This is a genomic window from Streptomyces sp. WI03-4A (assembly GCF_033792105.1).
Lineage (GTDB): Bacteria > Actinomycetota > Actinomycetes > Streptomycetales > Streptomycetaceae > Streptomyces > Streptomyces collinus_A.
This window is the reverse complement of record NZ_JARAUO010000008.1, coordinates 68382-80705: the sequence shown is the minus strand read 5'-3', so window position 1 is coordinate 80705 and position 12324 is coordinate 68382. Positions and strand designations below refer to the sequence as shown.

General features: G+C 69.2%; 13 protein-coding genes and 1 pseudogene. 9 read left to right on the top strand and 5 right to left on the bottom strand.

Features of this window, described 5'->3' with window-relative positions:
- Positions 1-4: 4 nt before the first annotated feature.
- From PV343_RS40390 to PV343_RS11580, 4 genes are all read left to right on the top strand, one after another.
- Positions 5-373, top strand: a complete 369-nt coding sequence (locus PV343_RS40390; protein ID WP_415923490.1) for a DUF4328 domain-containing protein — start codon at positions 5-7, stop codon at positions 371-373.
- A 245-nt stretch (positions 374-618) separates the two neighbouring features.
- Positions 619-1233, top strand: coding sequence for a DUF1326 domain-containing protein (locus PV343_RS11590; RefSeq protein ID WP_319146771.1), 615 nt, complete (start codon positions 619-621; stop codon positions 1231-1233).
- Complete coding sequence (locus tag PV343_RS11585; protein ID WP_319146770.1) at positions 1230-1988, top strand: DUF2182 domain-containing protein; 759 nt, start codon at positions 1230-1232, stop codon at positions 1986-1988. Before PV343_RS11590 ends, PV343_RS11585 begins: the two co-directional genes overlap by 4 nt.
- A 970-nt stretch (positions 1989-2958) precedes the next feature.
- Positions 2959-3597 carry a DUF998 domain-containing protein gene (locus PV343_RS11580; RefSeq protein WP_319146769.1) on the top strand — a complete coding sequence of 213 codons (639 nt, stop codon included), beginning with the start codon at positions 2959-2961 and terminating at the stop codon, positions 3595-3597.
- Positions 3598-3865: 268 nt separating this feature from the next.
- Here PV343_RS11580 and PV343_RS11575 read toward each other — a convergent pair whose 3' ends face one another.
- On the bottom strand, positions 3866-4189 hold the full coding sequence (locus PV343_RS11575; RefSeq protein ID WP_319146768.1) for a helix-turn-helix transcriptional regulator: 324 nt from the start codon (positions 4187-4189) through the stop codon (positions 3866-3868).
- A 716-nt stretch (positions 4190-4905) separates the two neighbouring features.
- Here PV343_RS11575 and PV343_RS11570 point away from each other — a divergent pair.
- Together PV343_RS11570 and PV343_RS11565 are read left to right on the top strand one after the other, a co-directional pair.
- Positions 4906-5316, top strand: a pseudogene (locus tag PV343_RS11570) (RNA-guided endonuclease TnpB family protein); the annotation flags it as partial.
- A 211-nt stretch (positions 5317-5527) separates the two neighbouring features.
- Positions 5528-6382 (top strand): hypothetical protein, encoded by an 855-nt coding sequence (locus PV343_RS11565; protein ID WP_319146767.1) that lies wholly within the window; start codon positions 5528-5530, stop codon positions 6380-6382.
- 568 nt (positions 6383-6950) lie between these two features.
- On the opposite strand, the gene PV343_RS11560 is transcribed toward PV343_RS11565, so the two are convergent.
- Positions 6951-7424, bottom strand: a complete 474-nt coding sequence (locus PV343_RS11560) for an ATP-binding protein (RefSeq protein WP_319146766.1) — start codon at positions 7422-7424, stop codon at positions 6951-6953.
- Positions 7425-7584: 160 nt separating this feature from the next.
- The gene (locus PV343_RS11555) at positions 7585-7890 is read right to left on the bottom strand and encodes a hypothetical protein (RefSeq protein WP_319146765.1); all 306 of its coding nucleotides are present in this window, start codon (positions 7888-7890) and stop codon (positions 7585-7587) included.
- Between the two features lie 787 nt (positions 7891-8677).
- Here PV343_RS11555 and PV343_RS11550 point away from each other — a divergent pair.
- Positions 8678-9028: a hypothetical protein gene (locus tag PV343_RS11550; RefSeq protein ID WP_319146764.1), complete on the top strand. Its 351-nt coding sequence runs from the start codon at positions 8678-8680 to the stop codon at positions 9026-9028.
- Positions 9029-9123: 95 nt separating this feature from the next.
- On the opposite strand, the gene PV343_RS11545 is transcribed toward PV343_RS11550, so the two are convergent.
- Positions 9124-9501 carry a hypothetical protein gene (locus tag PV343_RS11545; RefSeq protein WP_319146763.1) on the bottom strand — a complete coding sequence of 126 codons (378 nt, stop codon included), beginning with the start codon at positions 9499-9501 and terminating at the stop codon, positions 9124-9126.
- Between the two features lie 883 nt (positions 9502-10384).
- Here PV343_RS11545 and PV343_RS11540 point away from each other — a divergent pair.
- Complete coding sequence (locus tag PV343_RS11540) at positions 10385-10699, top strand: MerR family transcriptional regulator (RefSeq protein ID WP_319146762.1); 315 nt, start codon at positions 10385-10387, stop codon at positions 10697-10699.
- Between the two features lie 267 nt (positions 10700-10966).
- A complete protein-coding gene (locus PV343_RS11535) occupies positions 10967-11170 on the top strand; it encodes a cold-shock protein (RefSeq protein WP_161200952.1) in 204 nt (67 codons plus the stop codon).
- A gap of 159 nt (positions 11171-11329) precedes the next feature.
- Here the strand turns inward: PV343_RS11535 and PV343_RS11530 are convergent, their stop codons facing one another.
- On the bottom strand, positions 11330-12259 hold the full coding sequence (locus tag PV343_RS11530) for a YafY family protein (protein WP_319146761.1): 930 nt from the start codon (positions 12257-12259) through the stop codon (positions 11330-11332).
- Positions 12260-12324: the final 65 nt, after the last annotated feature.

Here is a 12324-nt window from a genome sequence, read left to right as displayed (position 1 = left end):
GGAGATCGGGAGAATCGGCGGGCGCTCCGGACTGAATCGGCCCCGGCGCCGACATCACCGCCGCCCTGCACCCAGGCTGTCCTCGGCGTCGGGTGTCATTTCACGCTACGCCCGGTCCCGGAGAGATTCCCGCGGAGGTCGAGCGCAAGGTGCAGGAGGTCCTCGCGGACAACCGCGCCCGGATGCTCGACTCTGGCCCAGGCACACAAACTCACGTGGCTGGGCCATCTGCGGCTGGTTCTGTCCGGTCGTGAACCTGTGGTTCCCCCGTCGCGTCGCCCTCGACACCTGGGATGCCGGCGCCGCTTGGGCCGACCGGCCCGGTCCCGTCTTCGGCCAGGCTCTTGGCTGTGGTCGGCCGGGGTGCAGCTGATGGGGCGACAAATGCGGTGTCCGCGCGGGAGTCGCGGCGTGCACCGTGCGTGCACCGGGGGATGGCCCAGCCCACCGCCCGGCGGGGTTCGCAGGGTCGGATGCGCAGGGCCCGGATCTGCGCGACGGGGGTGGGCGGGAATAGCCTGGAGAAAGAGGCGGCACCGGGACGGAACCGGCCTCCCGATGCACTCCCTTCACCGACGGGACGTAGGAGGGGGACGCACAAGAGGGAGGCGAAGAGCCGTGCCCTGGAACCTGAACGGCACGTACCTGGAAAGCTGCAACTGTGACACGGTGTGCCCCTGCACCACCTCTGGCCTCACCGCCCCGGCCGACCATGAGCGCTGCCAGGTGACTTTCGCGTTCCACGTGGACAGCGGGAACGTGGACGGCGTGGACGTCTCCGGCCGCAGCGTCGCCGTTTTCATCGACGCGCCCCAGGTGATGGCCGACGGCGGCTGGAAGGTGGCGCTGTACCTCGACGCCGAGGCCGACCCGGGCCAGGCGGAGGCGCTGGGCAAGGTCTTCTCCGGCCAGGCAGGCGGCCCGATGGCGGCGCTCACTCCGCTCATCGGCGAGGTCCTCGGAGTGGAGAGCGTCCCCATCGACTACCGCGACGAAGGCCGCCGCCACGCCGCGCGGGTGGGCGACGCCATCGACATCCAGATCGAGGACCAGGTCGCCCCGCAGTACGGCGAGGACGGTCCGGTCATGGGGCTGACCGGCATGTTCCACCCGGCGAACAGCACGCTGACCATCGCCCGCTCCACCCGGGCGACGGGCGACGGCGTGTACGGCCGGTCCTGGGACTTCTCCGGCGGCAACGGACACTCGGCGCCCTTCACGTGGGCCGCGTGACCGGTCGGCCGCTCACCGTCGGCCGCACGGCGGGCCCCGCCGCACTGCTGCTCGTCGCGGCCGCCGCAGCCTGGGTCTGGATGGCGGCACGCTGGGGCGGCATGCAGGCGATGCCGGGCACCATGGGCCTGGGCCTGCCCGCCTTCCTGGCCGTGTGGACGTTGATGATGGCCGCCATGATGCTGCCCGCGACGGCGCCCGTCGCCGCGCTGTACGCACGCACGATCACGGTGCACCGGGCACCGCGCATGATCGTCTTCACGGTCGGCTACCTGCTTGTCTGGGCCGCGGCCGGACTGCCCGCGTACGCGCTGGCCGCCGCCCTGGGCCGGGCAGCGAGCCTTCCCGCCATGACGGGGGCAGGAGTGGCCGCGGCCCTGTTCGCGGTCAACGGCGTCTACCAGCTCACGCCCCTCAAGGACCGCTGCCTGGCGAGGTGCCGTTCGCCGATCGGGCTGATGCTGCGGTATGCCTCGTATCCGGGGCCCTCGCGCGATCTGCGTTCCGGAGCCCACCATGGGGCCTTCTGCTTGGGCTGCTGCTGGTCGCTGATGGTTCTGCTGGCGGCGTTCGGTGTGATGAACCTGTGGGCCATGGTGGCCGTGGCCGCCGTGATCACCACCGAGAAGCTGGCTCCGGCCGGCCGCCTGGTGGCCCATGCCGTGGGGATCGCCTCACTCGCCCTGGCCGTCGCCGTCTTCTGGGTCCCAGCACTGGCTCCGGGCCTCACAGGCAGCGGTATGACTCGAATGTAACGACAGCAGCCGTGCTCGCCGGGAAATCGACCGTCACCCCGCGTCCTCGGACGGCCCGCTCAGCCCGCGTCCTCGCCTCCGGGCCCAGCACGGGTACCTGCGCCTGGAACGGGCAGCCCCGAGTCACCGGCGGCTTGCCGCTCACCGGAGCCCGTGGGTCCTGCCCACGAGCCAAGTGCCGAGCGCCGCCAGGAGGGCCGCTGCCGACGCGTACGCGGGCAGCCAGAGCGTCGTCGTGGATGCCAGGCAGTCGTTGACGGCATGCTGGCTCTGGTCGCTCTGGGCGTACGCCAGCGTGGTGCTGTCATGGCTGGCCCAGGTCGCCCCAGGGTGGCCTGCGCCTGGAGCGCCGCGTAGCTGCCCAGGCGGGCGCACTTGGTGCGGGTGCCGGGCATCGGGAAGAACCAGGCCCAGCGCTGCAGATCTTCCTGCTTCTCGTCGGCCACGTCCGCAACCTCGCCCAGCAACGGCGCGACCACGACGAGGAGCACGACCGTGAAGGGGACCGGCTCACCGGCGAACTGCTCGCCCGGCACGCCCACGGCTTCCCCGCCCTCGTCAGGGCCGTCGCCGACGGAGCCTTCGACGCGCCCGGCATCGACCCGCTCGACTTCGGCCTCGACCGGATCCTCGACGGAGTCGCAGCGCTCACGACGGCGCGAGAGTGACCCGGTCGGCCGAAGTCCGAGCCTGCTGCCTCACCTGCCGAACCGTACGACAGCCTGGTCCCGACAGAGAATATCGCCCAGAGAATCGGCCTGGTCTGACCACCAGCGCCTCCGTCCGCGGGCGCGGCGCTTGTTCCGCGAACTCCTGCGCCCGGCCGCAGTAGGGGCAGCCCCACCCGGTTCCAGGGGGCTTGTCGGAGTGCCCGAGTCCCGCGCCGCATGATCGGCTGTCCGCAGGTATTCGCGATGCGGAAGGTGGACAGGTGAGAGTCCGGATCGGGTACTCGGCATGGATCGTGGGCGTGGCACAGTTCTTCGTCATCCACTGGATTGCCGAGTCGGCTTGGGTCAGACCGTACAGCTGGGCGGGGAACAACATCAGCGACTTGGGTAACGCTCACTGCGCCCTGCAGCCAGATCCTGAACCGCGGTACATCTGCTCTCCCGAGCACGGGCTGATGAATGGTTCGTTCGCCGCCCTGGGGGTGCTCTTCGTCGTCGGTGCTGCCCTGACCGGTGGTGCCCTTTGGAGGAGGGGACGGGCCCCTGCCGTGGCCCGTCTGCTGCTCGCCGGTGCCGGCGTGGGATTCGGGTTGGCCGGGCTGGCACCGGCGGACGTCCACGAGAACCAGCATGTCCTGGGCGCCCTCTTCATCATGGCAGCGGGCAACATCGGTCTCATCGTGGCGGGGTTCGGTCTGGCAGAACACGTGCCGCCCCCCGTGCGGTGGGGCACCAGCCTGTTGGGAGTCACAGCGATCACGGCCTTCGGCCTGTTCCTCTCCCACCACTACCTCGGCCTCGGCATGGGAGGTATGGAACGGGTCGCCGTACTTCCTCTCCTGTTCTGGGCGCTGGTCGTCGGCGTTTGCGGCCTCATCCGGCCGCCAGGTCGTATCGAAGCGGCGATGCCGGCAGAACGTCTCAGCCGCGCTGGTTGAGAGCTCTGGTCGGATCCTGGTTGGCTGCTCGGGTCGCTTCGAGATCAGCCCGGACCCGTCCGATCACCGAGTCGCCGGCGCGCCGCCTGCGATGCTCCGCCACCTCCACGGCGCCGTAACGCCGTGGAGAGCCCTCGCGCTCCTGGGATGCGGACACCTCGTAGTCACCGGCAGCCTGCGTTTGGCAGCCGCCCTCCTCGGTCGAGGCGATTCCGCCGGCTTCGGCAGGTCGGCGCGTCCCCGCGCCGCCAGACGTTACACAGTGGGTTCACGTGGCTCGTGTCGCACGGGAATCTCCGCCGGCCGCCGTGGGCGGAGGGACGACGTCTCGGTCGGTGCCCGCCGTACGAGGGACGGTGTTGTCCAGCATCCTGCGGGTGAGCGCGGCTCGGTTCGAGACGCCGAGCTTGCGGTAGACCTGTCTCAGGTGGGTCTCCACGGTCCGCACGCTGAGGAAGAGTGTGGTGGCGATCCCGGCGTTGGTCATGCCGGTGCTGGCGAGCTCGGCGATCTCACGTTCGCGGGCGGTCAACGAGGGCAGAGCGTCGGTCGTAGCGCTGAGATCGGCCAGCCGGGACCGTCGACGGCTCACGTCACCGAGCAGGCGCGCGGAGCGACACTGGTCGGCGAGGACCGCGGCACCGTCCAACCAGTCGGCCACACCGGGTGTGCGTCCCGCGTTCAGGGACAGCGAGCAGGGTCGCGCAGGCCTCGATGCGCTCACCGCTCAGTGAGGAGTCGGAGAACGCTTCCACCGCCTTCTGCAGAGCGGCTTCGATCTCCCCGTGTGTGGCGTGGGCTCGCATACGGGCGCGTAGAGAGAAGCCCTTCCGGCCGGGCGAGGGGAGCTGTTCGACGGATCGCTCGGCGAGCTCCGCCCAGCGTGTGACCGCCGCGCGGTCGCCCGAGGCGAGTGACGCCTGAGCCAAGGTGTCACACCAGCGGGGCTTGCGCCATGCGGTGAGATGAGGCAACTCGGCGCCACCGGCCGCCTCCAGCAGAAGCCACCGGGATCGCCGGTGCGCAGGACGAGCTCGGCGTGGAAGCAGCGAACGGTGACCGCCCAGGCGGTCGGCGTGTCGCCGCAGACGGCCAGGGCGCGGGTGGCCGATGCCTGCGCCTCCTCCAGGTCGCCCGGCCCGTCCCGCCAGAAGAGGATCTCGGCCCGCACCATGGCGCCGACGGCCTCCTCCGACGGACTGACGACTCCCTCGCGCCGGAGGATGATCCTTTCGAGAGTGGCCAGCGCGCCATCCAGATTTCCCGAGCGCAGCCGGGCGTTGGCGAGCACCGTGAGGATCTGCGGCTCGAACGGTCGTGAACGAGGACCTCACCATCCGCAACCTGCTGAAGAACCACTCGCTCGCGCGAGCCATCTCCGACGCGTCGTGGACGGAACTTCGCTCCATGCTGGAGTACAAGTGCGCCTGGTACGGGCGCGAACTCGTCGTGATCGACCGCTTCTTCCCCAGCTCGAAGCTGTGCGGGAACTGCGGCACGGTCCGCGAGAAGCTGCCGCTGAACGTCCGCGAGTGGACGTGCGACTGCGGCGCCGTACATGACCGCGACGTGAACGCGGCACGCAACACCCTGGCCGCCGGGCTGGCGGCGTCTGCCTGTGGAGACGGTGTAAGACCTCAACGGGAGTCCTCCCGGACGGGGCGGTCGTCGGTGAAGCAGGAACCCCAGCGGGCAACCGCTGGAATCCCCCGCCTTTAGGCGGGAGAGGAAGTCAAGAAACGGCAGATTAGTGGCCCCCTCCGACAGGCCGTGAAACGAAGAAGAGTGGATCTACGTACTGAACTGCGTGATTTCGCCGATGTGGGGCCTGCCCCCGTGCCACGTACGGTGCACCGGTCGAGACCAAGAGATCACCGCACGACTCTCGGCCAGTACGTCGGCGAGCCAACTTCGATGACAGAGGATTCATATGCGTATACGTGTCACGGCCACCGTCGCCTCCGGGGCCATCGTGGTGTCCGCCCTCGCTCTCCCGGCAGCCGCCCAGGCAGCGGAGCGTCCGGGTGCGCGCGCGAGCCTCGGCGCCTTCGCCGCCTCGACCGTTCACCCGGACTCCAGGCTGGGCAGCATGACCTTCTCCAAAGCCGTCATCAACGGCGGCAAGGACATCGACCTGGGGGTGACCACCAAGAAGACCGTCACCGTCACGTACACCGCCACCAGTTCAAGCGGTGTCGCGCTCACAGAAGCGTTCCTCTGGCAAGGCACCGACAGCTCCAGCACCGACACGATCACCGGTTCCCTGGGCACCGACGACGACCCTGCCTGCACCGAGTCGACGACCCGGACCGGCGTCTACAGCTGCAAGGCCGTCTTCCACCTCGACGCGGCTTCCGATCTGAAGAACAACGGCAGCGCCGGGACATGGAAGCTGTTCCTCGGCGGCTACGACCTCTACGCGAACGCCAGCTACGACGACGATGTGGCCACCACGAAAATCAAGAAGGCGTCCCAACTCACCCTCGACGCCACCCCGGAGCCGGTGAAGAAGGGCAAGACCATCACGGTCGACGGCAAGCTGAGGCGTGCCGACTGGAACCACGGCACGTACACCGGCTACACGGGGCAGAAGGTGCTGCTGCAGTACCGCAAGAAGAGCAGCAGCACCTACACCACCCTGAAGACGGTGACCAGCGGTACCGGCGGCACGCTCAAGACCACAACCAAGGCCACGGCCGACGGCTACTACCGCTTCTCCTTCGCGACCAGCACCACCACTGCCGCCTCCACGTCGGCCGGCGACTACGTCGATGTGCTCCCCTAAGAGTCCGCTCCTCTCGGGCGGCAGCGGGGGCTTGTCCAGCCAGCAGCCGATGGTGACGGTGGCGGCGAGGGCGAAGGCGGTTCAGGAAGCCGAACACGCCCCGGAAGCCGACATTCATGGCGAGGGCGGCGAGCTGCTGCGCGCGGACGATTCCCGGGGTGCCGTAGCACCAGGACGGCGCTGCGCCGCGGGTGGACGCCCTGGCGGCGAGTTTGTGGTGCGCGGCTGGGAAGGGCGCTTCTAGCTCAAGCGCGTCCCGGAGCGCGCCGTCGGTGCAGTGGTCGTGCCGCTGCACCGACGCCCCACATGCTCAGCTGACGTCCCGCTCCGTCTCCTGCAGCATCTGCGCGAGGGACTTCGGAGGGTGTACTGCGGTCAGGGCTGTTCCACTGGCTGCGCCAGCCCCCAGGCCACCCGCCGCGCACTGATCCTGCGGCAAGGGCGCAGGAGGCGGCACGCGGCTCTGTGTCGCCCGGAGCTCCATCCGCCCGGCCGGAGCTTCGGGCGCCTTGCAGAGCCCCATTTTGCGAGGTAGGCGGGGCGGAGCGCGGCACCGGTCGCCGCCTGATCAGCAGACCGCGTCGCTGCCTTCGTCCCCGGCCACATCGTCGGTCAGCAACACGGTGGCCGTGATTCGTTTGCCCACCGGTTCGCGGTGCATCTCGATGCTGCGGCTGACCGCTACGACGATCTCCAGCCCATGCTGGCCGACCCGGCCGGGTTCGGAGGTGTGAGCGACAGGCAGACACGGCTCGTTGTCCCACACCGTCACTTCCACCGCGCCTTCCGTGACTTCCATGGTCAGCAGACACGGGCCCGTCGCATACTTGCCGGCGTTGGTCACCAGCTCGCTCACCACCAGTTGCACCATGCCCTCTGCCCGGGCGGACACCGCTGTCCCATGCACCATCCGCACATCCGCAAGAAACGACCGGGCCAGGTCGCGGGCTGCTGCGATGTCCTTGCTGCCCTGGAACGTGGCGGAAACCGCTATCGAACGGTCCGCTAACGGCTGGGACTCATTCTGCCCAGGCGTGTCCATAGAGTTCGCCTCACTTCCGAAGCGCTGTCCTTGCCCGGCTCGCCTACCCCCAACCGTCCCTTCAGTACCGGCTGAGGTGAAATCTGTTGCCTGTCCGTCCGGGACCTGCTGGAACACTTCACCCATCACTGAGACCGCTGCCTCAGATCGCGTTTGAGATCTACGTGGACGTCAGCCATGCGGTGTACCAGTCGCGGAAGTCTGGTCCTGGGGTCAGTCCACCCCAGGAGCGGTCGTCGAGCCACACTTGTCCGACATGGCTCCCCGTGATGACCAGGCGGGAGAAGGTACCGCAGCCGGTCTCGCCGAGGACCAGCGTCCCCGCGACCGAGTAGTCGGCGTCGCCTCCCCTGCCCGGCCCCGGCCAGGCGGAGGTGTGCGGGAACGGGGTGGCCAGGAAGCCCACGTGCAAACACTCTGCCCGAAGGTCGTGCAGGGCCTCTTCGTCGTCTACTTCCTCTGCCACGCGAAGGAGTCCGTAGTCCGGTCCCGCTCCGCCGTCGGCGACCGCGCTCAGGAAGCCTCGGTAGGAGGCGGGAAGGGTGACGCCATGCATCTGCTCGAAGGAGCGGATTGCCTCCTCCGCCAGGGGCGGGTGAAGCCGATACCGGTGCTGAGAGGCGCCGAAGCGGCGCTGCCCAGGATCTTCCCGGGCCATCGTGGCAACACGTGAGCGTACCGAGGCGCCGTTCCAAGTTCCGCTCGGGGCGGCAGCGTCACTGATCACGCCCGAACCGTACTCTCGTCCGGCCGCACCCGGACCAAGGGCTTCGGGCCCGGCCGTGTGACAGGACGGCCGCGGGTGAGTCGACGGACCATGAGGCCGATCTCAACGAGAGCCGGACGGCTCGCCGCTGCTGGTGGCAGGCCCGGACCTGGTGGCGTCGCCACCGCGCGGCGCAGACCACTTGAGCCGGTGTACGGCTTCGAACGTGAGGCCGCGGGCGGTGGCTTATGGAAGCTAGGCCGCGTCACGGCGTTCGGGTTAGCCTGCCGCCGGTCACGGGGAAGGGCGCTGACCGCAGCCGCGATCCGCTCCGCCTCCAGCCTGTGCAGCGACTTCGAGCTGTGGACCAACGGCGCTGCTGACATGGGCCGGCTCGGCCGGTGACGGTCGGCCGAGCCGAAGCACCAGGTACTGCGCCTCATACCAGGCGCGGCTGAGCCGACTGCACCATCGAGCGCACCACGGACGACTGACCTGGTGCCCGGGGTGCACCGCCCTGTCAGCGGCCGCTGCGACTGTGGGGAACATGACGCCCGCCGTGGAGGCTGCACCCGAGACACTGGTCGTGGCGCTGCGCATGCCCGTGTGGAACATCCTCACCCGGCGGGCCGACGGTATCCGTCGCGACCTGCCCCCGCGCCCCGAGACCACGGCGGAACGCCTCGCGTGGCTGCGCTCGCTGAACCCCGAGCAGGCTCGCCGCGCTGCTCTCCTCGATCACCTGGACGCCTTGCGCGGGCACGTCATCGGATGCCCCGCCCTCGGCTATGCCGTCGACGACCCGATGCCCGATCCGGCCCTGCAGGAGGCAGAGGGGTTCAACCCGCGCCTCACCGCCCTCATTGCCGTCTACCGGGCCGCGTGTTCGGGTGGGTGAGCCGCTCAGGTGGGCTGGCCCTTGGCAGGGCGGGTGACTTCCGGGGCGGCTGGTGGGGCCGCTTGGGGACGACTTGGCTGGCTCACGGTGGTGGGTTACAGGCTGTCGGCCCATGAGGGGACGGGGTAGGTGTAGACGTCACCGAGTGCGAGGCGGAGGGGGCCGAGGAGGCGGTGGGCGAGGCCGGGGGAGGGGTCCTCGATGGCGAGGGCCGCGGCGGCGAAGCACACGGTCTTCTGTTCGTCTGAGAAGTCCCGTACGCGTTTGCCGTGGACGCGGGCTGCCCGGGCCAGGGCTGCTTCGGCGTGCTCGATCAGTGCGTTCCTCAGCTGTGCCCGGTCTGTCGCCGTGGCGAGATCCTGTGCCTCGTACCAGGCGGGGTCTTCGCGATCGGCCGGCTCATGCCTGGTCGTAGGAGCGGCGCAGGGCGAGGACTTCGTCCCGGCGGTCGCGCCAAGAGGCGGCGTAGTCAACCGGGTCGTCGTCGAAGCCGCGGCCTGCGTCGGCTGGGGCGCTTCCCCAGAGCCCCTGTCGGGGGCGGCTGGGACGGGGACGGGGTCTACCGGGGTAGGAAGCGCCTGTCGCTGTTCGAGGTCGATTACCTCATCGTCGAATGCTCGGAAATCTGCATTGGCTGGAGTAGACATTGGGCTGTGGTGTGGTTATGGTTTCTCTCGTAGCCCGAAGAGATCGAACGGCCCGGCAGAGACGAACTGCCGGGCAGCAGGACCCGCAGTACCCGCAGTTGCAGTACGCAGGACGGTGCGGTGACGGAGTTTCGAAGCCAGGTTGGTTGCAGGACGGCGACGGGACTGGTGACCGGACCGGGTGGCCCGCGGTGATCAGGGGCCGCCGTGAGCAGTACCCCGTAGTAAGTGCAGTTGGCAGTACCCAGCAGCGAAGTCAGTGAGCAGTACCTCGGTGAAGGCGTCGGCTGCGGGCGCACGCACCGGGAGGTTCGGCAGTGGGGTTCTAAGCCAGAGCAGATGCAGGATGGGCGACGGGGCTGGCTGCCGAAGTGGCGCTGTGAGAGGCCACCAGCAGTACGCAACACCAGCAGTACGCAGTTCCCGTTTGGTAAGTGATTGATCCAGAGGAAAGAACGGAGGAGCCAAGCGCCATCAGGATCGCCCGGGCGAGCAGAGCAGTACGGAGCCCGGGTACCGCAGGACATCGATAGTGAGGTGGTCTCCGGTCACGCATCCGCGATCCCCCCGCCCCCGACAGCAGCCAGGTCGGGTCTGCGGAAACAGAAGGCCGGCGCAGCATCAGAGTCGGCAGATGGTGTAGAAGTTCCTTCAGGGCCCGGGAGCCACATGCTCCCGGGCCCCTCCACGCGTTCCACAGAGAGGTGCAATGACCGCAGACGACTCGTTCGGCCGTCTCGATGACGACGACTACCCCGCCTACACCATGGGCCGGGCCGCCGAAATGCTCGGTACCACCCAGGGCTTCCTCCGCGCCCTCGGAGAGCACCGCCTCATCACCCCGCTGCGCTCGGCCGGCGGACACCGCCGCTACTCCCGCTACCAGCTGCGCATCGCCGCCCGCGCCCGGGAAATCGTCGACCAGGGCACGCCCATCGAGGCGGCCTGCCGGATCGTCATCCTCGAGGACCAGCTCGAAGAGGCCCAGCGAATCAACGCGGAGTACCGCCGCGCCGCCGAATAAGCGAATCCAACGGCCGCGGCTTGACCTGGGCGCGCCTGCCGCCCCGAACGGCGGGCCTGCCCGCACACGGTCCACAATGTGTCCTTGTTTCCTGTGGTGACAGCGTGTGCGGGCGTGTACCGTCTGTGTCAGCTGTCGTGGTTCGGAAGTTCCCTTTGCCCACGCCGTAGGCGTGGGCGTTTTGCTGTGCTGTGCCGCAGGAACCAGGGCGATCACCTCCGCCTTCCGCACGTTGTGGGAGGCGTACTCGACTGGAAGGCATGAGACATGGCTACGGGAACTGTGAAGTGGTTCAACGCGGAGAAGGGCTTCGGCTTCATCGCTCAGGACGGCGGCGGCCCGGACGTCTTCGCGCACTACTCGGCGATCAACTCCTCGGGCTTCCGTGAGCTCCAGGAGGGCCAGAGCGTGACGTTCGACGTCACCCAGGGCCAGAAGGGCCCCCAGGCCGAGAACATCAACCCGGCCTGACCTTCCGTACTCCGCCCGCACAACGCAGGGGACCGCGCTCGGCACCGACCGGAACGGCGAATGCCGGTCTTATCCGGTGACGTCGGCGGAATCTGAGGCGCACCAAGTCAGGGCTGCGCAGCTGTTGCTGCGCAGCCCTGGTCTGTGTCGAGAACGGGGTCACGCTTCGTAGCGGGCGGCTAGGGTTCGTGCCGTCTCGGCGATGCGGCTGCGTAGTTCGGCCGGTGCCAGGACCTCGACATCGGCGCCCAGCCGCAGGAAGGCCCGGTGGGCGTGGTCGATCGACTCGATGGGTACGCGGACCTCCGTCCATCCGTCACCCGTGGGTGTCACGCCGAGGCGGCGGGCGCCCTCCGGGGTGAGCCGCACCAAGGCGTCCGCGGTGTGCAGTCGCGCTCGGAAGTCGGCCAGATATACGTTCCAGTACCCGGGCAAGTCGAACCCGTCCGGGATACCGAACTCTTCTGCCAGCGGCCGGATTTCGAGGATCTGGTCGACTCGGTAGGTGCGGATCCCCGTCGGCCCACCGGCGACCAGGTACCAGCGGCCGGCCTTGAGGACGAGCCCGTACGGCTCCACCCGTCGCTCGATCTCCTCCGGCGCCCGCCAGCGCCGGTACCGCAGTACCACCGCCCGCCGCGCCCACACCGCGGCGGCGATCACGGCCAGGTGAGGCACTTGGCCGACGTCGCCGTACCAGCCGGGAGCGTCGAGCAGGAAGCGTTCCTGGATCCGCTCGATGTGCTCGCGCAGCTCCGCCGGAAGGGCGGCCCGCAACTTGAGCCGGGCGGTAGCGAGCGCCTCGCCGAGGCCGAGTTCGGCGGCGGCACCGGGGAGTGCGACGAGGAACGCGGCCCGCGCCTCGTCCACGGTCAGTCCGGTGAGCCGGGTCCGGTAGCCGTCGACCAGCCGGTAGCCGCCGGCGTGGCCGGCCGCGCCATACAGCGGGACACCGGCGGCACCGAGCGCCTCGACGTCCCGGTAGACCGTCCGGACGGAGACCTCCAGTTCGTCGGCTAGCTGCCGGGCCGTCATCCGGCCCCGGTTCTGGAGCAGCAGAAGCAGGGTGACCAGCCGGCTCGCACGCATGCGGCTCAGTATCCACTGACAGTGGATGTCAGCAGACCGGCCCTAACCTGCTGCGCATGGACGAC